This window comes from Niallia circulans NBRC 13626 (assembly GCF_001591585.1).
Taxonomy (GTDB): domain Bacteria; phylum Bacillota; class Bacilli; order Bacillales; family Cytobacillaceae; genus Niallia; species Niallia circulans.
This window is the reverse complement of record NZ_BCVE01000007.1, coordinates 209,642-232,314: the sequence shown is the minus strand read 5'-3', so window position 1 is coordinate 232,314 and position 22,673 is coordinate 209,642. Positions and strand designations below refer to the sequence as shown.

Annotated in this window: 20 protein-coding genes, 1 pseudogene and 1 other annotated feature; of the genes and pseudogenes, 16 read left to right on the top strand and 5 right to left on the bottom strand. The window is 35.9% G+C overall.

Annotation, left to right across the window (positions count from 1 at the left end; translation table 11 throughout):
• Positions 1–106: 106 nt before the first annotated feature.
• Both metK and asnB read left to right on the top strand, forming a co-directional pair.
• Complete coding sequence (gene metK / locus BCI01S_RS11560; RefSeq protein WP_047944533.1) at positions 107–1,306, top strand: methionine adenosyltransferase; 1,200 nt, start codon at positions 107–109, stop codon at positions 1,304–1,306.
• A 543-nt stretch (positions 1,307–1,849) separates the two neighbouring features.
• Complete coding sequence (asnB, locus tag BCI01S_RS11555; RefSeq protein WP_047944532.1) at positions 1,850–3,751, top strand: asparagine synthase (glutamine-hydrolyzing); 1,902 nt, start codon at positions 1,850–1,852, stop codon at positions 3,749–3,751.
• Here asnB and BCI01S_RS11550 read toward each other — a convergent pair.
• On the bottom strand, positions 3,741–4,592 hold the full coding sequence (locus BCI01S_RS11550; RefSeq protein WP_047944531.1) for a C39 family peptidase: 852 nt from the start codon (positions 4,590–4,592) through the stop codon (positions 3,741–3,743). The genes asnB and BCI01S_RS11550 overlap by 11 nt on opposite strands.
• Positions 4,593–5,007: 415 nt before the next feature.
• Between BCI01S_RS11550 and BCI01S_RS11545 the strand changes: the two genes are divergently transcribed.
• Complete coding sequence (locus BCI01S_RS11545) at positions 5,008–5,811, top strand: alpha/beta hydrolase (protein ID WP_047944530.1); 804 nt, start codon at positions 5,008–5,010, stop codon at positions 5,809–5,811.
• A 14-nt stretch (positions 5,812–5,825) separates the two neighbouring features.
• Entirely contained in the window at positions 5,826–6,920 is a 1,095-nt protein-coding gene (tbcS, locus tag BCI01S_RS11540) for a tetraprenyl-beta-curcumene synthase (protein ID WP_047944529.1), read from the top strand.
• A gap of 153 nt (positions 6,921–7,073) precedes the next feature.
• Here the strand turns inward: tbcS and mnmM are convergent, their stop codons facing one another.
• Together mnmM and mnmL are read right to left on the bottom strand one after the other, a co-directional pair.
• Positions 7,074–7,646 (bottom strand): tRNA 5-(aminomethyl)-2-thiouridylate-methyltransferase MnmM, encoded by a 573-nt coding sequence (mnmM, locus tag BCI01S_RS11535; RefSeq protein ID WP_047944524.1) that lies wholly within the window; start codon positions 7,644–7,646, stop codon positions 7,074–7,076.
• On the bottom strand, positions 7,643–8,608 hold the full coding sequence (mnmL, locus tag BCI01S_RS11530; protein ID WP_061798782.1) for a tRNA modification radical SAM protein MnmL/YtqA: 966 nt from the start codon (positions 8,606–8,608) through the stop codon (positions 7,643–7,645). The genes mnmM and mnmL overlap by 4 nt, the downstream gene beginning before the upstream one ends.
• Before the next feature lie 196 nt (positions 8,609–8,804).
• Between mnmL and BCI01S_RS11525 the strand changes: the two genes are divergently transcribed.
• A complete protein-coding gene (locus BCI01S_RS11525) occupies positions 8,805–9,068 on the top strand; it encodes a YtzC family protein (protein WP_047944522.1) in 264 nt (87 codons plus the stop codon).
• Between the two features lie 12 nt (positions 9,069–9,080).
• Positions 9,081–9,245, top strand: a complete 165-nt coding sequence (locus BCI01S_RS11520; RefSeq protein ID WP_047944521.1) for a hypothetical protein — start codon at positions 9,081–9,083, stop codon at positions 9,243–9,245.
• A 51-nt stretch (positions 9,246–9,296) separates the two neighbouring features.
• Here the strand turns inward: BCI01S_RS11520 and BCI01S_RS11515 are convergent, their stop codons facing one another.
• The gene (locus BCI01S_RS11515; RefSeq protein WP_061798777.1) at positions 9,297–10,502 is read right to left on the bottom strand and encodes an MDR family MFS transporter; all 1,206 of its coding nucleotides are present in this window, start codon (positions 10,500–10,502) and stop codon (positions 9,297–9,299) included.
• A gap of 261 nt (positions 10,503–10,763) precedes the next feature.
• On the opposite strand from BCI01S_RS11515, the gene BCI01S_RS11510 reads away from it, so the two are divergent.
• From BCI01S_RS11510 to BCI01S_RS11480, 8 genes and pseudogenes are all read left to right on the top strand, one after another.
• The gene (locus BCI01S_RS11510) at positions 10,764–11,342 is read left to right on the top strand and encodes a histidine phosphatase family protein (RefSeq protein ID WP_047944519.1); all 579 of its coding nucleotides are present in this window, start codon (positions 10,764–10,766) and stop codon (positions 11,340–11,342) included.
• Positions 11,343–11,364: 22 nt separating this feature from the next.
• Positions 11,365–12,531, top strand: coding sequence for an amidase (locus BCI01S_RS11505; protein WP_061798772.1), 1,167 nt, complete (start codon positions 11,365–11,367; stop codon positions 12,529–12,531).
• Positions 12,532–13,085: 554 nt separating this feature from the next.
• Positions 13,086–13,754: an N-acetylmannosamine-6-phosphate 2-epimerase gene (locus tag BCI01S_RS11500; protein WP_047944517.1), complete on the top strand. Its 669-nt coding sequence runs from the start codon at positions 13,086–13,088 to the stop codon at positions 13,752–13,754.
• A gap of 63 nt (positions 13,755–13,817) precedes the next feature.
• Positions 13,818–14,369, top strand: coding sequence for a GNAT family N-acetyltransferase (locus tag BCI01S_RS11495; protein WP_047944516.1), 552 nt, complete (start codon positions 13,818–13,820; stop codon positions 14,367–14,369).
• Between the two features lie 205 nt (positions 14,370–14,574).
• Positions 14,575–14,700 (top strand): annotated as a pseudogene (locus BCI01S_RS26445) (gfo/Idh/MocA family oxidoreductase); the annotation flags it as partial.
• Between the two features lie 210 nt (positions 14,701–14,910).
• Positions 14,911–15,135: a binding site (T-box leader), on the top strand.
• Positions 15,136–15,188: 53 nt separating this feature from the next.
• The gene (gene leuS / locus BCI01S_RS11490; RefSeq protein ID WP_061798768.1) at positions 15,189–17,609 is read left to right on the top strand and encodes a leucine--tRNA ligase; all 2,421 of its coding nucleotides are present in this window, start codon (positions 15,189–15,191) and stop codon (positions 17,607–17,609) included.
• Positions 17,610–17,748: 139 nt separating this feature from the next.
• Positions 17,749–18,054: a rhodanese-like domain-containing protein gene (locus BCI01S_RS11485; RefSeq protein WP_047944514.1), complete on the top strand. Its 306-nt coding sequence runs from the start codon at positions 17,749–17,751 to the stop codon at positions 18,052–18,054.
• A 258-nt stretch (positions 18,055–18,312) separates the two neighbouring features.
• Positions 18,313–18,495, top strand: a complete 183-nt coding sequence (locus BCI01S_RS11480; RefSeq protein WP_047944513.1) for a sporulation protein Cse60 — start codon at positions 18,313–18,315, stop codon at positions 18,493–18,495.
• 55 nt (positions 18,496–18,550) lie between these two features.
• On the opposite strand, the gene BCI01S_RS11475 is transcribed toward BCI01S_RS11480, so the two are convergent.
• Entirely contained in the window at positions 18,551–19,819 is a 1,269-nt protein-coding gene (locus tag BCI01S_RS11475; protein WP_047944512.1) for a BaiN/RdsA family NAD(P)/FAD-dependent oxidoreductase, read from the bottom strand.
• Positions 19,820–20,128: 309 nt separating this feature from the next.
• On the opposite strand from BCI01S_RS11475, the gene BCI01S_RS11470 reads away from it, so the two are divergent.
• Positions 20,129–21,754: a putative polysaccharide biosynthesis protein gene (locus BCI01S_RS11470; protein ID WP_047944511.1), complete on the top strand. Its 1,626-nt coding sequence runs from the start codon at positions 20,129–20,131 to the stop codon at positions 21,752–21,754.
• Positions 21,755–21,839: 85 nt separating this feature from the next.
• Positions 21,840–22,559 carry a pseudouridine synthase gene (locus tag BCI01S_RS11465; protein ID WP_047944510.1) on the top strand — a complete coding sequence of 240 codons (720 nt, stop codon included), beginning with the start codon at positions 21,840–21,842 and terminating at the stop codon, positions 22,557–22,559.
• Positions 22,560–22,673: the final 114 nt, after the last annotated feature.

Genomic DNA, 22,673 nt, shown 5'->3' with positions numbered 1-22,673 from the left:
ATTTTTACTTCATACTATCTAGGGAATGAGTACCGTATCAAGATAAGGTTAAGGAGTGCAGGAAGAAACCACACTCTACTTTTTTCTAAAATAAGGAGGAAATCAGATGTCAACAAAACGTCGCTTGTTTACTTCTGAATCGGTAACTGAAGGTCACCCAGATAAAATTTGTGATCAAATTTCAGATGCTATTTTGGACGCTATATTGGCTAAAGATGCTAATGCAAGAGTTGCTGCTGAAACTTCTGTAACAACAGGTCTAGTACTCGTTGCAGGTGAAATAACTACTTCTACATATGTGGATATTCCAAAAATTGTTCGTGAAACGATTAAAGAAATAGGATATACACGTGCAAAGTATGGATTTGATGCAGAAACAAGTGCAGTATTAACTTCTATTGACGAGCAATCCGCTGATATCGCATTAGGGGTAGACCAAGCTCTAGAAGCTCGTGAAGGTAAGATGACGGATGAGGAAATAGAAGCAATTGGTGCAGGAGATCAAGGCTTAATGTTCGGATTTGCATGTAATGAAACTAAGGAACTTATGCCTTTACCCATTTCGTTAGCACATAAATTATCAAGAAGACTAGCTGAGGTTAGAAAAGAAGAAATCTTACCATATCTACGTCCAGATGGTAAAACACAAGTTACAGTCGAATATGATGAGAATAATAAACCAGTGCGCATTGATACAATTGTAATTAGCACACAGCATCATCCTGAAGTGACATTAGAACAAATTCAGCGCAATATTAAGGAATATGTAATCAATCCTGTTGTACCAGCTGAATTAATCGATGAAAACACGAAGTATTTTATTAATCCTACTGGACGCTTCGTGATCGGCGGACCACAAGGTGATGCTGGATTAACTGGACGTAAAATCATCGTTGATACATATGGTGGATATGCACGGCACGGCGGTGGAGCGTTTTCAGGAAAGGATCCAACAAAAGTTGACCGTTCCGCAGCTTATGCAGCACGTTATGTAGCAAAGAATATTGTCGCTGCAGGATTAGCTGATAAAGTAGAAGTACAATTAGCGTATGCAATCGGCGTAGCGCAGCCAGTATCTATTTCTGTTGATACGTTTGGCACAGGGATTGTCTCAGAAGATAAACTAGTAGAAGCAGTTCGTGAAAATTTTGACCTGCGCCCAGCAGGAATTATTAAAATGCTCGATCTTCGCAAACCAATATACAGACAAACAGCCGCTTACGGACATTTTGGCCGTACGGACATCGATCTACCATGGGAACGTACAGATAGAGCAGAGCTAGTAAAAAAAGCAGTAGAAGCATAAAAATTATTTCTTTTTGTTAACAAAAAGGGTATATGAAAATTAGCATTACAATTTCATGCATTGCTTAAAGTGGTAGGGGTGAGACTCCTGTGGGATTAGCGAGACAGTCTGAGCCCCTGCAGGTTGAAGGCAAACTGCGGCTCAGCGCGTGCTCACGGAAAGCAGCATTCCGATTCAAAGTGATTAATATATATGCTATACTCAAACTTCTTCTTCCAAAATACAGGAGTTTGCGGTTAATCTGAAAGAAGTTACAAGAAAGTGTAACTTCTTTCTTTTTTTTTCGTCTAATACTTAATGATGACAATTGTTTTACATGTATAAAAAATAAGGATGGAAATGCTAATAACTGATTTATATATTTACACTATTTATGTTAAAATAGAAGACTAAGTGAAGATTTTATAAAACTTATTACCTATTAACATCTATTCTATTTAAGCGTATAGTAAAAAATTGATTATAGTTCTGCTATTAGAACAATGAGTTAGTTATAGATGTCTCAATGCATGTAGGAAAAGAAATGGAGAAGGTGAGAGCAATATGTGTGGTTTTGTTGGCTGTGTACATGAAAAAGCACAGAACTTTCAAGAAGAACAAAAAGAACTATTTGCAGGAATGAATCGTGTTATAACACATAGAGGTCCTGATGATGAAGGATATTATTATGATAACCACATTCAATTCGGTTTTCGCCGATTAAGTATCATCGATATTGAAAGTGGGCATCAGCCTTTAACATATGAAAATGAACGTTATTGGATAATCTTTAACGGAGAAGTATATAACTATTTAGAAATAAGAGAAGAGTTAGTGAAGGCGGGATTGACCTTCCAAACAAATTCAGATACAGAAGTAATTATTGCTTTATATAGCCATGAAAAGGAAAAAGCGGTAGAGAAATTACGTGGTATGTTCTCTTTTATCATTTGGGATAAACAAGAAGAAACATTATATGGAGCACGCGATCCGTTTGGAATTAAACCATTCTTTTATTTTGATGACGGAGAGAAAACATACTTTGCTTCTGAGAAGAAAAGTATATCATTGGCATTAGAAAGTGATGTTATTGATTATCGTTCTCTGCAGCATTATTTAACCTATCAATTTGTTCCTGAGCCTTATACGATGTCAGAGGGAATTAAAAAGCTAGAACCAGGCCATTATTTTACCAAAAAAATTGGTAAGCCAATGGAGATTAAACGTTATTGGAGAGCATCCTTTAAACCTGTTGTAAAGCAAGAGGACGAGTATACAAAAGAAATTAAAGATGTGTTGTTTGATAGTGTGAAAATGCATATGAGAAGTGATGTTCCTGTTGGATCATTCCTTTCAGGAGGCATTGATTCATCCATTATTGCCAGTATTGCCAAGGAATTCCATCCAAACATTAAAACATTTTCTGTAGGATTTGAACATAATGGATTCAGTGAAATCGATGTAGCAAAAGAAACAGCTGATAAATTAGGATTAGAAAATATTAGTTATATCATTACTCCACAGGAATATATGAACGAAATTCCGAGAATTATGTGGCATATGGATGATCCTTTAGCAGATCCAGCTTGTGTGCCATTATATTTTGTTGCCCGTGAAGCAAGAAAGCATGTAACAGTTGTTCTATCTGGAGAAGGTGCAGATGAATTATTTGGTGGATATAATATTTATCGGGAACCACAATCTCTTGAAGTATTTAATAAAATTCCGAATGTCGGAAAAAAATTGTTACGAGCTGTAGCAAATATTCTTCCAGAAGGCGTGAAAGGAAAAAGTTTTATTGAACGCGGAGTTACACCGATGGAAGAAAGATATATTGGAAACGCGAAAATGTTCTCTGAGTTGGAAAAAGAAAAACTACTTTCTGTCTACAACAATGGTTTGCATTATCGTGATATTACTAATCCATTATATGAAGAAAGCAGAGGGTATGATCCTGTGGATCGTATGCAGTTTATTGACATTCATACGTGGATGCGTGGGGATATTTTATTAAAAGCGGATAAAATGACGATGGCTCATTCACTAGAATTACGGGTACCATTTTTAGATAAAGAGGTCTTTAAGGTTGCTTCTAAAATTCCTACTTCCTTAAAAACGGCGGATGGTACAACAAAATATATTTTACGAAAAGCAGCAGAATCCTTTGTTCCAGAGCATGTACTAAATCGTAAAAAGCTAGGTTTCCCTGTTCCAATTCGTCATTGGTTAAAAGATGAAATGAATGACTGGGCGAAAAACATTATTAAAGAAAGTGATACAGATCACTTATTAAATAAATCGGTTGTTCTACAGTTGCTAGAAGACCATTGTCAAGGTAAAGCAGACAATAGCCGTAAAATATGGACCGTACTGATGTTCATGGTTTGGCACAGTATTTATATTGAAAAAAAATATTCCTTCGAAAAGGAATATTTAAAAGAAGGAAAGGTAGCAATTAAGAATTAATCGTAATTGCTTGACTTCCCATTTGCACCCAGGATTCTTTGAAATCCTTTATGGGTGCTTTTTTATTTTTTTCTCCTGTAAGTGGATCATTAAAGTAGACAAATGTTTCATCATAGCCAGTAATAAGAACCGAGTGCTCTGAATAAGTTATTTTTACAGTTCCGCTTGGTGTGTTCCATGTCCGGAATTGGCTCTCTGGTAACTTTTTGAATGTTGAATTTGTAATGACCCATACAGGTCGATTATTTGATAGATGATTTTTTATTTCCTCAAAATCAGATCCAGTGAAATCGACAATAGAGTCTGGTAAATATTTCTCCGCTAATGCAGCAATTGGTTTATGGTATACACCTAAACCTGGACCGCTTAATGAGTACATATCCCCAATAAATCCATCATTCGGATGTCCATAATAAATTTTACCATCGACTCTTGTATAGGGAGTAGTATCTTTTTTAATTTGCTTTGCTAGTGTCATTTTATCGACATCTACATCTGCATATTGAAGCAGCATAGCAAGACTTGTTACCTCACAGCCTCGTGGAAGCTCTGGTAACTGGTTTAAAATAGGCGCATCTAATAATACAGATTCTTTTATTAAATTTGTTTCCTCTTTTATGGATATGAGGGCTTTTCGAGTATTCTGTGTGGCAAACTCCTTCGCATAAACAATTGCTTGATAGCCGTCTCTATTTATAAGTAGAAAACTAATTGCAATCATGGCGAATATCGTAAATAAATAGAGACTTTTGACAAAGATGCTTAGTTTATTTCTTACTAATAAATATAATAAGAAAAATAAAGTAATCAATGAAATTACTATTATTGTATTTGATTCCATTTAAATATCACCTAATCAATTTCTTTATTAAATTATATCGGCTTGAAAAAAAGTTCTTTTAGAAAATATATAAATTGTCACAAAATTTCCTTTCTTTAAGTTAATGTGGGAACTTTCTAAAAAAATGGTAACCATTTTTGCGTTCCTTTTCCCTATTTTTCGACAAATGAAACCATTTTAGTATACCATTTTTTTTGAATAATGATGAGGTTTGTATTATAAAGGTACATTTCTAAGTAATTTGCTATAATTAAAGTAACTTTGGCTCATAATAAAAAAGCTGATCTTCGTTTATTCGCATTTATTATAATGATTATATTACAAAGCAAATTTTTATTTTTTCTCAATAATTTGCTGGTTTGTTAAAGTTGGATAAAGCTAATTTAGATTTTTTACATGGGATGGAGGAGCTTTTATGTGGAAATGGGAAGCTGAGGGAAACGCGAAAGCGGTCATTGTTATTGTTCATGGAGCAATGGAGCACCATGGTAGATATGGCTGGCTTATCGAAATGTTTCGGTTAGCTGGTTTTCATGTTGTAATGGGAGATCTTCCTGGACAGGGAATGACAACTAGATCTGATCGAGGACATATTGATTCATTTGATGAATATACAATAGAAATTAAAGACTGGATTCAAGCTGCCTATCAATTTGATCTGCCTATTTTTTTATTAGGGCATAGTATGGGTGGCCTTGCTTCTATCAGACTTCTCCAACAGGAGAAATTAAAGATAGCAGGCTTGATTTTATCTTCACCATGCTTAGGGCTGATTAATTACCCCTCCAAGCTGATGAGTTTAGTATCACTTCTCTTGAATAAAGTGGCCCCAAAGCTAAGGGTTAATTCCGGTTTAACGATTGATATGGCAACTCGTAATGCAGAAGTAAGAGAAATTGATTCAAATGATACCTTATATATAACAAAAGTTTCTATCAGATGGTACCGAGAATTGATTAATGCAACAAAGAAAGCCTTTGAAGACATAGCCAATACGCAAGACTTGCCCCTTTTGCTTATGCAAGGCGGCGGCGATTTAGTTGTAGATAAAAAAATGGTAAAAACCTGGTTCAATATGATACCATTATCTGAAAAGAGATATAAAGAATGGCCAGAGTTTTATCATGAAATTTTTAATGAGCCAGAAAGAGATGAAGTTTTTGAATACACGAAGGATTTTATTAATAGTCAATTGAAAGCAATTGGTTATATTGTATAAGCGAGGTTTTTTATATGTCAGTTCCAAAGATGCCATTAACATTAATGTCAAAAGTTTACTTAAAGGTTTTTCCAGTTGTCCATCAGGAATTAAGTTATTGGACGCAAAGGGCAGGGAGTATTCCTAATTTAGAATTAAGAAAACAAGCATTAGCAAGTATTGAGAATAAAACATTTCATTGTGAAGGTGGCTCCATCATGGCTCTAATTGCCATGAGTAAGTACAAAGAAGTGATTAAATTTATTGTAGCCTACCAAACGATAAGTGATTATTTAGATAATCTTTGTGATCGAAGCACTTCGCTTGACCCGAAAGATTTTTCTGCTTTACATGAATCAATGGAACACGCTTTAACAGTTGGAGCTAAACCAAGTAATTATTATCGTTATCGAGAGGATCAAGATGATGGAGGCTATTTATATGATTTAGCTAAGACATGCAGAGATACGCTGTCAAAGCTGCAGAATTACGGAAGCATTAAGGAACAGCTTTTAGAATTATGCCGCTACTACTGTGATTTACAGATACATAAACATGTGATAATGGAAGAACGGATTCCTCGACTGAAATTTTGGTTTGAAAAAAATAAAAATCATGTCCCTAAAATGGAGTGGTATGAATTTTCTGCTTGCTCTGGCTCGACTTTAGGAATTTTTTGCTTAGTCTCTTATGCATTTCGTGATGATTTTGATGATTCTTATCCGGCGCTAATTCGAGATGGATATTTTCCTTATATTCAAGGACTGCATATCTTACTGGACTATTTTATCGATCAAGAAGAGGATAAAATAGGTGGCGACTTAAACTTTTGTTTCTATTATAAAAATGAAGAGGAATTATTTAATCGTTTAAAGCATTTTGTAACAGAAGCCGATCGCCATACTAATAAACTCCCTCATCAAAAATTTCATAAACTGATTAACAGAGGTTTATTAGGCGTCTATTTATCTGATGAGAAGGTAAATAAGCAACGAAATATCCGCAAACTTGCTAAAAACATGATAAGGACATCTGGTCCAATCGGTTATTTTTTCTATCTGAACGGAAGAGCCTATAGAAAGTTTCAAAAAGTAATACCGATTGGAGCATTGAGAGCATTGAGCAAATAAAAATAGACAAACTCCCTGGAAGTGGAGTTTGTCTATTTTTACTCTATTGAGCTATGGGCACTTGTTATCCGCAGGAGAAAAACGTCCATAGCTCCATTCCATTTCATTTCGTTTTTAAAGGTATCCTTTGGTAGGAAGTTATAAATATTAATACTACTTTTTCTCAATCGCGATAATAAAAGGAGGATTATTAATGCCGTTTATAAACTGATAACGAAGCACATGAGCTTCCTGTTGATTTATATTTTCAACATAGGTAATAAGTTTGTCCCGTTCAATAGCTCCCTCTGGATGACCATGATAAATCACTAATACAATAATTCCTTCTTTAGACAGGATTTGAAGTAGCTGTTCGATTGCGGCAATAGTTGTTTCAGCCTTTGTGACAATCGACTTGTCCCCACCAGGTAAGTAGCCTAGATTAAAAACAGCTCCTGTGACTTTTCCGTGGTACTGAGAAGGAATCACATTCATTATATGCTCATGTCCGCACAAATGAAGAGAAGCAGCTTCTTGCAATGCTTGATTAATTAGCTTGTCCTTTGTCGCCAGTAAAGCAGCTTCCTGAATATCAAAGCTGAATACCTTTCCTTTTTTTCCAACAAGATTGGCTAAAAAAACGGTATCATGACCATTTCCCATTGTAGCATCGATTGCAATATCTCCGGCCGATATTGCTTTTTCCAATAATTGATGAGCAAATGGAATGACTCTGTCTAACTTCATTGTGTCACCTTCTTATTTGCCTGATAAAATTTACCTTGCCAGCTATTGCGGCTTTTTAATTCTGCATCAATTTTGTTTAACACTTCCCACTTATTTACACTCCACATTGGTCCAACCATTAATTCAATTGGTCCATCTCCAGTAATTCGGTGAATAATCATTTCTGGTGGTAATATTTCTAATTGATCGCAAACCAATGATATATATTGATCAAATGTTAAAAATTCCAGGAGGCCCTTTTCATATTGCTTGACCATCGGAGTTCCCTTTAATAAATGAAGCAAATGGATTTTAATTCCTTGTACATCTAGCTCGCTAACGCTTTTGGCTGTTTCCATCATCATTTCGTTCGTTTCCATTGGTAAACCATTAATAATATGGGAGCAAATACGAATATTATGCTTTCTCAGCTTATTAACGCCTTTCACATATGTTTGAAAATCATGAGCCCGATTAATAAGGTTTGCGGTTTTTTCATGAACGGTCTGAAGACCTAGTTCTACCCATAAATAAGTACGTTCATTTAGTTCAGCTAAATACTCGACAACATCATCTGGTAAACAATCTGGGCGTGTTGCGATAGAAAGACCAACGACATTTTCCTGCTTAAGCACCACTTCATATTTTTCTCGAAGTACATCAACAGGAGCATGAGTATTGGTGTACGCTTGAAAATAGGCCATATACTTTCCGTCTTTCCATTTCGTATGCATCTTGTTTTTTATATCATGGAATTGCTTTTCAAGGCTATCCACACGATTGCCAGCAAAATCGCCAGAACCAGCTGCACTGCAAAAGGTGCATCCACCATGAGCTACCGTGCCATCTCTATTCGGACAATCAAAGCCGCCATCTAGGGCGATTTTGAAAACTTTGTGACCGAATTCATTTCGAAGATGATAATTCCATGTATGATATCTCTTATTATCAGAGGCAAATGGGAATGGGTTATTCTGATTCATATCAGTGTAACCTCCTAAGTAATTTTAATTCTTTTTTTTGTCATTTCCACCTAAGCATTTTAACATGACTCAGTACTTTATCCAACAGAATTTCTTCATCAGTTAAGAAAAGGAAGTAATAGGAGAGGGACATTAGACAGATACTACTTGTGAAGCAATCTGCTTCTAATTGAAAAGATTGTTGGGAGGTTATTTTTTGGCTACTCGTGATTCCATGAGCGACTTACTACAAAGATGTAATGATGTAATCAATTTTGCAGAGCAGCAATATGAAGCAGCAAGACGTCAGGAACATTTTAATGATACGGAATATACGGATGCACAAATGCAATTAGAGAATATTTACAATGATTTGCACACGATGGATCGCAGTGCAAACCAGCAGCAAAGAGAAGAACTGCATCGCATGCGATTATTGATAGAGCAAATGCAAAATCAAATGACATTAAGATTGCATTAAGGGGGAATTAAAATGGATAAACGTTCGAAGAAAAATAATCCAGAACAAAAAACACGTAATGGGATAAATAATCAGGATGTAGAGCTGGGGAAAGATGTTGATCTAATAAAAGCAGCCAAAAAGAAATATGAGAATTCTGGAGGCCAGCCTGCTAAATCCAAATCAAGACAAGAATAATTTATTAATAAAAAATGTCCCAACGGCATGAAGACTGTTGGGACATTTATATCAATTTGTTTTAGGCGTTAACTTAGAAGCTTCTTTTGTTGGATAATCATAGAAAAAGGCTGTAAACAAGCTAATTACAAGCAGTACGACTAATATAGGCACAAGCAAAGTCATACCACTGCTGTCTACAAGCATGCCTCCGACAAGTGGACCAATCATTCTGCCACCAGTTGCTGTACTGTTTACGATTCCTTGGAAAAATCCTTCCTTCCCTTTAGGAGCCAGCTTATCAGCAATGGTCGGAACTGCTGGCCAAATAAGCATTTCTCCGATTGTTAAGATAATCATCGCCGCAAGAAAACCAGTAAAGAATTCCGCTTTTCCTACAATAAGGAAGGAAACAATAAAAATGCCGATTCCAATAAGCATTTGTTTCTTTATAGATGTACAAACTTTTTTGGTGAAAAAAGAAATCAGCGGTTGGCCGAATACAATAAGACCACCATTAACAGCCCATAATAAACTATATTGTGTTAAAGGAATACCTAACTCCTGTGTATGGGTAGAAATGGTAGCTTGCCATTGGACATAGCATATCCAGCACAATAAATAACCCAATCCTAAAATTCCGAGAGAATACATAGCAGGACTGCCTTTTAACAAATGTTTTCCCTTTCTTTTAGAAGCAGTACCACTTGTAGAGGGAAGAACATCTGCTTTTACTTGAATGTTTTTATAACTAAAGAAGGCAATAAGGAAAAATACCCCATACATTAGGGTGTTGGACAAGAAGATTAATTGGAACGAATAAGAAGCGATAAAGCCGCCAATTGCTGATCCTAGTGCCACGCCAACGTTTTGCGCAACATAAATACTATTAAAAGCTTTTCTTCCTCCCTCTGGCCAAACATTCCCTGCCATTGCGTACATGCTAGGATATATAATACCTGATCCAAAACCAGATAACGTAAAGAATGTACAATAAGCTTCCCAATTGTGGAACAGAGTCAATCCTAGTAAAGAAAAGGCGGTTAAAGAGATTCCTAATAAGATGGACGGATATCCCCCTAATTTATCGTAAAGAATGCCTCCGATTAAATTACCGATAACACTTGCTCCTGAATTAAGCATAAGAATAAAACCTGCAACCGTAAGTGTTTTTCCTAAATGCTCATGAATGTATATACTATTTAAAGGCCAAAGTAAGGAAGATCCTGTAACGTTAACAGCCATTCCAATAACTAAAAGCCATAGAGAACGAGGCATAATAATGCTCCTTTTCAACTTTATTCTTAAATACCAAAATAAGTGTAGTTGCTTTTTAACAAACCTGCAATAGAATAGTGCCCATTTTTATATAGGCGGAATTTTCTGATAGAAAAGTGCAAGGAAAAGAGTTTTTGAAGAGTAAATTAAGAAGAAAAGTCAATTACAATAATTTTAATATTTAATTTGTTTGAAAAATAAGTATTTTTCTAATAAAGTAGTAATAACCCCCAAATTAAGCATGGAGAGAGGATAAAATAAATGACGAAAATATGTTTAATAAGGCATGGAGAAACAGATTGGAATGCACTGGGAAGGATTCAAGGAAAAACAGATATCCCTTTAAATGAAAATGGCAAGAAGCAGGCAGAACAATGCCGTGACTATTTAAAGCATTCAGAGTGGGATGTCATTGTTACAAGTCCTCTAAAAAGAGCAAAGCAAACGGCGTTGATTATAAATGAAGCTTTGCAACTAGAAGTAGTAGAAATGGATGAATTCATGGAGCGTAGTTTTGGCGATGCGGAAGGAAAAACAAGAGAGGAACGAGCGATTCTTTATCCAGATCACCAATATCCAAACCAGGAGTCGAGAGAAGCTCTCGTAAAAAGACTAACGGACGGCCTCGAAAAAGTTATTTGCCGGTTTCCAGACGAAAAAGTATTGTTAGTTGCTCACGGTGCAGTTATCCATACATTATTAACCATAGTGTCAGAAGATTCGCTCAAAATAGAAAAATATTTATCAAATGCTTGTATTAGCAATATTCAGTATAAAGAGAAGCGTTGGGAAGTGAAAGATTACAACTTGGTTGATCATTTAGTGGAGATACCTGAATAATGATTGGAAGGGGCAGTGATCAATGAGCGATTTTGGTGCATATATCGATAAAAATATTTCATTGAAACCAATAAAACGAGGAAATTTGGATGGGTTGACTTTCGCTGTAAAGGATGTTTTTACAATTAAGGACTATCTTTCCTCTGCAGGAAATCCAGATTGGCTTTCTAGTCATCCCCCTGCTAAAGAAACAGCACCTGTGATAACTAGCTTGCTGAATAATGGTGCCCGGCTGCAGGGTACAACGATCACAGATGAATTGATGTATAGTTTAAATGGAGAGAATTTTCATTACGGAACTCCAGTCAATCCTAAGTCTCCTAATAGAATTCCAGGTGGTTCCTCCAGTGGTTCAGCTGTTACGGTTGCTGCTAAGCAGACGGATTTTTCCTTAGGGACAGATACAGGAGGATCGATAAGAATTCCATCTTCTTATTGTGGGATATATGGAATCCGCCCCTCCCATGGAGTAGTGAATATAGAAGGAGTCATCCCTCTTGCCAAAAGCTTTGATACCGTTGGATGGATGGCAAATGACGCAGAAATTCTAAATGAAGTTGGAAAAGTACTTTTACCTGTCCAAAGAGACGGCTCTTTTACGAGATTTATCATGGGAAGTGATGCATGGGCATTGGCCGACCAAGAAGTACATAAAGCTTTTGCTCCTTTATTGGAGAAATTAGAACAGTCGGTACCTAATTACGTAACAACGGTTATAGCAGAAGAAGGACTACATGAGTGGTCTGAAGTCTTTAGAATGCTGCAGGGCAGAGAAATTTGGCAAGAGCATGGAGAATGGATTCAAAAAGCAAAGCCTACGTTTGGTCCGGGAATAGCAGAAAGATTTAAGTGGGCTAGTACTATAAAAGACGAAGATTTAGCACCATATCATCAGTTGAGACGTAAAATTCAGCAAAGAATGGAAGAACTGCTTAAAGATGATGCAGTTTTGATCATTCCTACAGCTCCAGGAATCGCACCTCTTTTAAATCTACCTGTTTATGAATTAGAAGAAAGAAGAAAGCAAACCTTTCAGTTATGCTGTATAGCAGGATTAACAGGTTTCCCCCAAGTGAACATACCATTAACTACAAGCAATGGAGTACCAGTAGGTCTTTCTTTTATAGCTGGTAGAAACCAAGATAGAAATTTACTTCAATTAGTAGCTGAGTGGGTAAAGAAATGGTAATGATATAACCTTAAAGGAAATATAGGCATATTATAAAAGAAGTAGTGAACCTAGTTTTTACAAGAGCGTACTAAGTACCGTATGTAAATGAATAAATACAAAAAGGAAGACCTTTTTTCTTGTAGAATTAAGTTGTTCCACACACAAATTCAAAGTAAGAGGGTCTTTCCTATGAACCAGTTAACAACAGCTTTTGTCGATGGTCTAGTAAAAAAAACAAGAGATTACCGAACAATTTCGTTTATACGGTGAATAAGCAGTCCATGCGCTGCTTGCAGCCGAATTAACAGAAGAAAACACAAAAATTATATCTATTACGCACTTTACACGTTCTCCCATTACAAAGAAAGTAGATGATGTTTTATTAACAGGAACGAGAGAAAGTGTACTTCGAGGCGGTTCCTTGTCGACAAAGTTTACCCAATTATTGTCATTGATATGTTATGCTTGAGGGTGAGAATCGGTTAAAAGAAAAAGCATTGAAATATAGAGAAGCGACTGCAAAAGCAGTGGTTGACAAAGCATACTAGTATATTCACGAGAGGAGTAATTTGATGATTGAGAAACTAAAGGGAGGATTAATCGTTTCTTGCCAGGCATTGGATTCTGAGCCATTACATGGTTCAGAATTTATGGCAGCAATGGCGCTTGCTGCAAAAATAGGGGGAGCTGTAGGAATCAGAGCAAACGGTTACTCGGATATCAAAAGAATTAAAGAGAAAGTAGATTTACCTATTATAGGGATTCTAAAAAAACATTATCCAGGCTATGATGCATTTATTACCACAACTAAGGCAGATGCACAGCTTGTGGCTGATGCGGGCGCCGACATTATTGCGATAGATGCAACCGACCGTTCAAGGGCAGAAGATTTACAGGAATTAATTGATTTTATAAAGGATAACCTTAACAAAAAAGTGATGGCGGATGTTTCCACGCTAGAGGAAGGTATACGTGCAGAGACTATGGGTTGCGATTTCGTTGGTACTACCCTAGCTGGATATACAGTGAAAACGCAACATTTGAAAAATGGTCCAGCCTTTGAATTATTAGAGAATCTTGTTAAAGCAGTAAACGTTCCTATCATAGCTGAGGGGAGAATTGAAACGCCAGAAGATGCCAGAAAGGCATTAGAGCTTGGTGCTTTTTTTGTTGTAGTAGGTGGAGCGATTACACGTCCTCAGGAAATAACTAAACGATTTGTAAAGGGTATGAACAGCTAAAATACATAAGGTGTCTTGTCGAGATTTAAGATAGACAATCAATTATAAAAGGAGCTGATTCAAATGAAAAGAATTCCACTTAGTATGGTGATAAAAGATTTGTCGCATATTCCGCAATACCCGCTTCCAGCTGAATTTCGAATTAGGTTATTTGAAAAAGGTGACGAACATCATTGGGCGTTTGTGGAGGCGAGTGTAGATGAATTTGAAAGCAAAGAAGCTGCTCTAGCGCATTTTTATAAAGAATTTGGACCATATATTGATGAAATGACAAATAGATGCTTGTTCATCGAGAATAAAAAGGGAGAAGTGATTGGAACAACAACGGCATGGTATGGTGACTTAAAAGGAGATGGAGAAATAACAGGAAGAATTCATTGGGTAGGAATTGTCCCTGCATATCAAGGACAGAAACTCTCCAAACCTTTACTAAGCGAGGCGATGAATATCTTGGCTAAATATCACTCAAAAGCCTACCTTACATCGCAAACAACAAGTTACCAAGCAGTTAATATGTACTTAAACTATGGGTTTAAACCGTTTATCAAAGCTCCAAGCTGTCATGAAGCTTGGTCCTTATTAGAGGATACTTTAGACCGAAAAATATTAAAGTGAGCCAATTTTAAAATTTAAGTAACTACTTGAATCTGAATAATCCTTTTTTGGAGAATTTAACGGTTGCTTTCCACTGAAAGTGCTCAAGTAGTCTTTAATTGTAAACTAAACTATTGAAACAGGTACGGAGTTAGCTGCAATAAGAATAATATATGTGATTAAATTGTGTAGGCATTGGAAATAATGAAAACAAGCTGAGAGTTAGATGGGTACCTATCATGCTGAAGTTTATGCGTTGCTTCCTCAAGCAGAATTAGTTGCTTTGTGTGAATACAATGACAAAAGAAGAGCTGAGGCTAAAGAAATAAAGTATATAAAGAGGATCTATAAGTAAGTCTATAAAAAATTGTTCATGTAGTTTTAGTCATTGATGTGATGTCAAGAAGATGGGTTTAAAATGAAAATGGCAAAATTCTAATGAATGTTTGACTATTATTAAGTTACAAAACGAATAATTTAATTTCTCTTATTAATATTTACTTAATCTGAAAACTACTTGCAACATACATTAAAATACAATACAATAAAAAACATATATAAGTAATCAACACGGATAAGGAATAGTAAAGATGCCCTTTTGAAAGAAGAGAACTGACGGATGGTGCAAGTCAGTCAAAAACATCTTGAACTCACCTTTGAGTTGCAAGTGTGAACTTTTAGTAATGCTTGCCGTACACCTGCGTTAAAGGATAATGAAGCGAGTGATTTATTCACTAATTGTGGGTGGTACCGCGGGAGATTATACATAATGCCTCTCGTCCCTATTTGGGATGAGCGGCTTTTTATTTTGGTCAAAACAACTTTATGGGAGGATTTAAGATGAGTTTTAATCATCAGAAAATAGAACAGAAATGGCAAAAGTTTTGGGAAGAAAACAAGACTTTTAAAACAAGTGAAGAAAAAAGCAAGAAAAAGTTTTATGCTTTAGACATGTTTCCATACCCATCTGGAGCAGGGCTGCATGTTGGGCATCCAGAAGGCTATACAGCAACAGATATTCTCTCTCGTATGAAAAGGATGCAGGATTTTAATGTTCTTCATCCAATGGGGTGGGATGCATTTGGTTTACCTGCAGAACAATATGCGCTGGATACGGGTAACCATCCAGCTGAATTTACACAAAAAAACATCGACACATTCCGACGTCAAATTAAATCATTAGGCTTTTCCTATGATTGGGATCGCGAAATTAACACAACAGATCCAGAATATTATAAGTGGACACAATGGATTTTTCTCAAATTGTATGAAATGGGCTTAGCTTATGTTGATGAAGTAGCAGTAAATTGGTGTCCAGCATTAGGAACGGTTTTAGCTAATGAAGAAGTTATTGATGGTAAGAGTGAACGTGGTGGACATCCAGTTGAAAGACGTCCGATGCGTCAATGGGTATTAAAAATAACAGCATATGCTGATCGTTTGTTAGAAGATTTAGATGAAGTAGATTGGCCAGAAAGTATTAAAGAAATGCAAAGAAATTGGATTGGCCGTTCAGAAGGAGCAGAAGTTACCTTCCAAATTGACAATCATGATGAGACATTCACTGTCTTTACAACAAGACCGGATACATTATTTGGTGCAACTTATGCTGTGCTTGCTCCTGAACATGCTTTAGTAGAGAAAATTACAACTTCAGAGCAAAAGGCAGCTGTAGAAGCTTACTTAGAAAAGGTTAAAAGTAAGAGTGATTTAGAAAGAACGGACTTAGCGAAAGAGAAGACGGGTGTATTTACTGGTGCTTACGCAATCAATCCAGCAAATGGCGAAAAAATGCCAATCTGGATCGCTGATTATGTCCTTGTCAGCTACGGTACAGGAAGTATTATGGCTGTACCTGCACATGATGAAAGAGACTATGAATTTGCTAAAACATTTGGTTTACCAATTAAAGAAGTGGTAGCTGGAGGAAATGTAGAAACAGAGGCCTATACTGGTGATGGGGAACATGTAAATTCTGATTTTCTAAATGGTTTAAATAAAGAAGAAGCTATTGTCAAAATGATTACTTGGTTAGAAGGGAAAGAAATAGGAACGAAGAAAATCACTTACAGACTTCGTGATTGGCTATTTAGCCGCCAGCGCTATTGGGGCGAGCCAATTCCTATTATCCATTGGGAAGATGGCACAATGACAGGTGTTCCAGAAGAGGAATTACCTTTGACACTTCCAGAAACATCTGAAATTAAGCCATCTGGAACAGGTGAATCTCCGTTAGCAAATATTTCAGAATGGGTAAACGTTGTAGATCCTGTTACTGGAAAAAAAGGCAGACGTGAAACAAATACCATGCCGCAATGGGCTGGAAGCAGCTGGTATTACTTGCGTTATATTGATCCAAAAAATAACGAGCAGATTGCTGATCCTGAAAAAATTAAAGAATGGCTTCCAGTCGATATGTATATCGGTGGAGTAGAACACGCTGTCTTGCATCTTCTATATGCACGCTTCTGGCATAAAGTACTTTATGATTTAGGTGTTGTTCCTACGAAAGAACCATTCCAAAAATTATACAACCAAGGAATGATCCTCGGTGAAAATAATGAAAAAATGAGTAAATCAAAAGGAAATGTCGTAAATCCAGATGAAATTGTAGCTAGTCATGGTGCAGATACACTTCGTCTGTATGAAATGTTTATGGGACCATTAGATGCTGCAATTGCATGGTCAACAAATGGACTTGATGGTTCAAGAAGATTCCTAGATCGAATTTGGCGATTGTTAGTGGATGATAATGGAGAGCTTACTTCTAAAGTTCAAGATATAGAGGAAATGAAGGCGCTAGATAAAATTTATCATCAAACAGTGAAAAAGGTAACAGAGGATTTTGAAGCACTTCGCTTCAATACGGCCATTTCGCAAATGATGGTGTTTATCAATGAATGTTATAAAGCAGATCGTATTCCGAAGAAATATGTGGAAGGATTCGTGAAATTGCTTTCTCCAATTTGCCCACATATTACAGAAGAGCTATGGCAGATCATTACTGGTTCTAACCAATCCATTGCCTATGAAGCATGGCCAGCATATGATGAGGCAAAATTGGTTGATGATGAAGTCGAAATTGTCATTCAAATTAACGGTAAAGTGAAAGCGAAACTAATGGTTCCGGCGGATGCTAATAAAGATGCTCTAGAGCAGATTGCTATGGAGGATAGCCAAGTTAAAGAGCAAATTGATGGCAAGCAAGTACGTAAAGTTATTGCTGTTCCTGGTAAATTAGTTAATATCGTTGCAAATTAAAAGGGAAGAGGCTGTCTTTTTTGACAGCCTCCTCTTTCTGTCAATTAGGCAGACTAATTGCATAACATAGTCATATAATCTATATTACAATGAGAGAAACTATATACACAGTATAAAAGGTGATAATGGAGGAAATAAAATGGATACGATAAAAACAATTACTACTGAGGAATTAGAGGAAAAGCTGACTAATGAAGAAAAGCTAGAATTAGTTGATGTTCGGGAAGACGAAGAAGTAGCAGAAGGAATTATTCCTGGAGCAAAACACATTCCGATGAATAGCATCCCTGAAAATTTAGATTACTTTTCAAAAGATAAAGAATATATCATGATTTGCCGCTCAGGCAGACGAAGCGAAAATGTATGTTACTATTTGCAAGACCAAGGCTACAAAGTGGTAAATATGGAAGGCGGCATGCTAAATTGGCATGGCAAAACAATTTAAAGGCTGATAAGCTTAATATAAGCGAAAGAGCTCAAAGATAAGGTATTATTTACCTTCATTCTTTGAGCTTTTTTATATGGACTTCGTTTATACATAAAACTTAAATGAAAGCTAAAAGTGTCTACACTATGAAAGTATAAGAATAGTTTTTTAAGAAATTAAAAGAAAGTTAAAAGTTTTCGTGAAATTGATTGAATAGTAAGAATTTTGTCTATCCTTTAATTATAATCTACAAAATAATAGGGAGAGGAAGAAAAGATGATTAAAGTAAAATTATTTGATCAAGAGCACGAGAAGGATCTAGAATTACAGATGAATAAATTTTTACAGAAAATAGATGAGAAGAAATTAATCGATATCAAATACAATGTCGCGGCCATGCAAGAGGATGAGGAGGATCAAATCTATTGTTTCTCCTCCATGATTATTTACAGAACTTAAAAAAGAGAAAAATAAAAAGCAGAGTGACTTTATGGAAAGCACCTCTGCTTATTTTTTACTCGCTTTTAGCAACTGAAGCAGCATTGACACCTGCCAGCCTTCCCGTTACAAAAGCTGATGTAATATTATAACCTCCAGTATATCCGTGAATATCTAATATTTCACCACAGAAGAATAATCCTTCCGTCATTTTCGATTCCATTGTCTTAGGTGCAATTTCCTTAATAGATACACCACCGCCAGTGACAAAAGCTTTTTCTATCGGTAACGTTCCGTTTACATCAAAGGTGAAAGCTTTACATAGACCAACAAATACTCTTATTTTATCTTGAGAAATAGTCGCACATGGAGCAGCTGGATCGATATTTGCTAGCTCCAGCAAATATAATAAATAGCGCTCTATCAATAGACCTTTTAACGTATTTTTAATTGCTTTCTTTGGTTCAGTTTTTAGTAATTTCATTGTATCTTGTAAAAGCTTTTCTTCTTTTTTATCTGGAAATGAATCAATGGAAACTTTCACTTCCTCTAAATTCCATTTTTTCTTTGCCTTCACGACAAATTGGCTGCAGCGTAATACAGCTGGGCCGCTAATGCCAAAGTGGGTGAAAATCATATCCATTTGATGGGTAATAATAGGCTTGCCTTTTGGGTTAAGCACACTTAATGCTACATCTCTTAGCGAAACCCCTTGTAAGGTTTTATTTTGAATAAATGCTTCTTTCGAAGTGATAGGTACTTCTGTTGGAAATAAATCCGTTATTGTATGCCCTGCTTTTTTAGCCCATGCATAACCATCCCCTGTAGAACCAGTATGTGGAACAGATTTACCACCAACTGCAATGATTAGTGACTTACAGGTTTTAGTTTCACCATTTTGTAGAATCACCGTTTTTGTTTTATTTTCATGATAGTTAACTGTCTTAACTGGGGAATTTGTCTGAATGGTTACCCCTAATCTATCTAGTTCGCTTAATAAGGCATCTACGACTGATTGTGCTTTGTTAGAGACAGGAAACATTCTTCCATGATCTTCTTCCTTTAAAGCAATTCCCAGGTTTTCGAAAAAAGCGATAATATCTTCATTGTTAAATTCAGAAAATCCACTGTAGAGAAAACGACCATTTCCGGGAATATGTTTTATAATTTCCTCTATTGGAAGCCGGTTGGTCACGTTACAACGGCCTCCTCCTGAAATTGCTAATTTTCTGCCAAGCTTATTTCCCTTATCGATTAGTAATACTTTCGCCTTTTGTTCCGCCGCTCCAATTGCAGCCATTAATCCTGATGGTCCTCCGCCAATCACGATTACATCATATTGCATATTACATCCTACTTTCTTGAAGAAGTATCGTTTTTTTTGCTATTATTTTAGTTTGTATCTATCTTTTAAAGGAATATGTCAGTGACTCATTTATTTAAAAAAGAGGTTATTTCCTTTTATTGTGAGCCATATCAGCATCATGCTTTTTATTAAAAGTAGCGTTTCTTTTTAAGAAAGGGTACACTACTAATAGTGTGTTAGAAAATGTTCATATTTACTTTTAGTCGAATATATTTTATTGCCTATTTTCATGGTAAAATACTTATTTGTGTAACGTTTTAAGAGAGCTTCGTTTAAGGAAGGGATTTTATGTCATCAAAATTGCTTAAAGGCACATTTATTTTAACACTTGGGACTATCATATCCAAAGCGTTAGGTTTATTTTATGTTATACCATTCAATATGATTGTCGGAAAACAAGGGACAGTGCTATATCAATATTCTTATGTAGCTTATACTATTGTAATAAGTATTGCAACAGCTGGTATTCCATTGGCTGTAAGTAAATTTATTTCGAAATATAATGCAATGGGAGAATATAAAGTTGGAAGAAGATTATTTAAGTCAGGATTAATGATCATGCTGGCAAGTGGGGTTCTGTCTTTTTTAGCTTTATATGCAGCAGCTCCCTTTCTAGCCGGGCTTATTATATCAGACGATGACTTGACCTCAACCGTAGGGCAGGTTACAACAGTTATCCGCGCAGTTAGCTTTGCGTTGATTGTCGTTCCATTTATGAGTTTAATCAGAGGCTTTTTTCAGGGACATGATGCAATGGCACCTTCAGCTGTCTCGACAGTAATCGAGCAGATTGTTCGGATTGTTTTCTTACTTGGCGGGTCAGCTATTGTTCTGTTTTTATTAAAAGGAAAGTTGATTACAGCAGTAAGTATTTCCGTTTTTGCTGCGTTTGTTGGAGCAATAGGGGGACTTGCTGTGCTGTTATTGTATTGGAGAAAAAGTAAAGACGAGTATGATAATCTTTTATTATATGATAAAGGCATGCAGACAGATATTCGTCTGCGCTCTATGTATAAAGAAATTCTTTTGTCTGCTGCTCCGTTTGTTTTCGTGGGAGTTGCGAATCCTTTATTTCAGGCAATCGATACCGTCACTTTTAACCGTGCGATGAGTAGTATTGGGCTAAGTTCAATTTCTGAAACAGCCTTAAATATTTTTAATTACCAAACCCATAAAATCATTATTATTCCTGTATCGCTTGCAACTGGTTTTTCAATGGCATTAATTCCAATGATTACAAGAGCCTTTATAAAAGAGGATCATACCGGTCTTGCCACAAACTTAAATCAAACTTTCCAAGTCTTATTATTTATTACTTTGCCAGCATGTATTGGCCTTTCTGTTCTAGCAGAGCCGGTGTATCGGTTGTTTTATGGGACAGAAGATCTTCTAATGGGTGCAGAAGTGCTAAGATTGTATGCTCCTGTTGCCATTCTTTTTTCCCTTTATCCAGTTACCGCGTCCATCTTACAAGGGTTAAATGAGCAACGATTTACTATATTAAGTTTATTAGTAGGGATTTTAATTAAATTAAGCTTAAATATCCCGTTCATAGAAAGATGGGAAACAAATGGCGCTATCCTTGCAACTTCATTAGGGTATACAGTATCTATCTTAATTAATTTGGGAGTAATAAAAGCATATGCAAATTATTCCTATAAAATAGTTATTCGAAGAAGCATTCTCATCATTGGATTTTCGATAATGATGTATATCATAACAGATATTGTCTATTCATTACTCCGTTTATTTTTATCAACAGAGTCTGTTGTAGCTTCTTTATTAATGGTTGTAATTGTAGCTGTTTTTGGAGTCCTCATGTACGTTTATTTAGCTTACCGCTCCAAATTGGTTTATCGCATTTTTGGAGAGCAAGCTTTTAAAATAAAACAAAAACTAAGACTTCCTTTTTAATTTAGTAGAAACAATAGGAAGCAAGCTTATAAATAATAGAAAAGAGCCTTTAAAAACAGAAATAATAGATAGAGGTTGAGTTTATATGCGAATAGATAAAATGCTCGCTAATTTAGGGTATGGAAGTAGAAAAGAAGTGAAAATGCTCCTGAAAAATAAGGCAGTAAAAGTAAATGATGTAATTATTAAAGATGCAAAGCATCAAGTAGATCCTGAAAAGGACGAAGTATCGTTAAATAATGAAATAGTCGAATATAAAGAGTTTATTTACTTAATGATGAATAAGCCGCCTGGCATTATTTCTGCAACTGAAGATACAAGAGAAGAAACAGTGGTAGACATTCTGCAAATAGAGGATTCCGTTTATAATCCTTTTCCTGTAGGTAGGTTGGATAAGGATACAGAGGGATTACTTCTGCTCACAAATGATGGGAAATTAGCGCATCGTTTATTATCTCCCAAAAAACATGTTCCGAAAACGTACTTTGCTGTTATCAGAGGGGAAGTAGGCGAAGAGGATGTCGAGGCGTTTAAAAAGGGTGTTGTTTTAGATGATGGATACCTTACGAAGCCTGGTCACCTAGTAATATTAAAAGCTGGCGAAACTTCTGATATTGAACTAACGATTTCGGAAGGGAAATTTCATCAAGTGAAAAGAATGTTTGAAAGTGTTGGGAAAAAAGTTGTTTATTTAAAACGGATTTCCATGGGACCACTAGAACTGGATGAAACACTAGAGCTTGGAGAATATCGGGAGTTGACAGAAGAAGAAATAGAGCTGTTAAGAAACTATGAAGTAAAATAATTACATGGGGTTTTAATAGCTCCTATTAGCGGAATGAAAGTAAAAACCTTACTTGGATTTTAGGAAAATATCAATCCTTTCCTGAAAATCTAGTAAGGTTTTTGCTTTTTATTA

Excerpts from the sequence above, each read along its gene's own strand:
- BCI01S_RS11465 (WP_047944510.1), top strand. The coding sequence starts at position 21,840 with ATGCGAATAGATAAAATGCTCGCTAATTTAGGGTATGGAAGTAGAAAA.
- BCI01S_RS11550 (WP_047944531.1), bottom strand. The coding sequence starts at position 4,592 with ATGGAATCAAATACAATAATAGTAATTTCATTGATTACTTTATTTTTC.
- BCI01S_RS11520 (WP_047944521.1), top strand. The coding sequence starts at position 9,081 with ATGGATAAACGTTCGAAGAAAAATAATCCAGAACAAAAAACACGTAAT.
- mnmL (WP_061798782.1), bottom strand. The coding sequence starts at position 8,608 with ATGAATCAGAATAACCCATTCCCATTTGCCTCTGATAATAAGAGATAT.
- BCI01S_RS11485 (WP_047944514.1), top strand. The coding sequence starts at position 17,749 with ATGGATACGATAAAAACAATTACTACTGAGGAATTAGAGGAAAAGCTG.
- BCI01S_RS11480 (WP_047944513.1), top strand. The coding sequence starts at position 18,313 with ATGATTAAAGTAAAATTATTTGATCAAGAGCACGAGAAGGATCTAGAA.
- metK (WP_047944533.1), top strand. The coding sequence starts at position 107 with ATGTCAACAAAACGTCGCTTGTTTACTTCTGAATCGGTAACTGAAGGT.
- asnB (WP_047944532.1), top strand. The coding sequence starts at position 1,850 with ATGTGTGGTTTTGTTGGCTGTGTACATGAAAAAGCACAGAACTTTCAA.
- mnmM (WP_047944524.1), bottom strand. The coding sequence starts at position 7,646 with ATGAAGTTAGACAGAGTCATTCCATTTGCTCATCAATTATTGGAAAAA.
- BCI01S_RS11495 (WP_047944516.1), top strand. The coding sequence starts at position 13,818 with ATGAAAAGAATTCCACTTAGTATGGTGATAAAAGATTTGTCGCATATT.
- BCI01S_RS11515 (WP_061798777.1), bottom strand. The coding sequence starts at position 10,502 with ATGCCTCGTTCTCTATGGCTTTTAGTTATTGGAATGGCTGTTAACGTT.
- BCI01S_RS11510 (WP_047944519.1), top strand. The coding sequence starts at position 10,764 with ATGACGAAAATATGTTTAATAAGGCATGGAGAAACAGATTGGAATGCA.
- BCI01S_RS11545 (WP_047944530.1), top strand. The coding sequence starts at position 5,008 with ATGTGGAAATGGGAAGCTGAGGGAAACGCGAAAGCGGTCATTGTTATT.
- leuS (WP_061798768.1), top strand. The coding sequence starts at position 15,189 with ATGAGTTTTAATCATCAGAAAATAGAACAGAAATGGCAAAAGTTTTGG.
- tbcS (WP_047944529.1), top strand. The coding sequence starts at position 5,826 with ATGTCAGTTCCAAAGATGCCATTAACATTAATGTCAAAAGTTTACTTA.
- BCI01S_RS11505 (WP_061798772.1), top strand. The coding sequence starts at position 11,365 with ATGAGCGATTTTGGTGCATATATCGATAAAAATATTTCATTGAAACCA.
- BCI01S_RS11470 (WP_047944511.1), top strand. The coding sequence starts at position 20,129 with ATGTCATCAAAATTGCTTAAAGGCACATTTATTTTAACACTTGGGACT.
- BCI01S_RS11500 (WP_047944517.1), top strand. The coding sequence starts at position 13,086 with ATGATTGAGAAACTAAAGGGAGGATTAATCGTTTCTTGCCAGGCATTG.
- BCI01S_RS11475 (WP_047944512.1), bottom strand. The coding sequence starts at position 19,819 with ATGCAATATGATGTAATCGTGATTGGCGGAGGACCATCAGGATTAATG.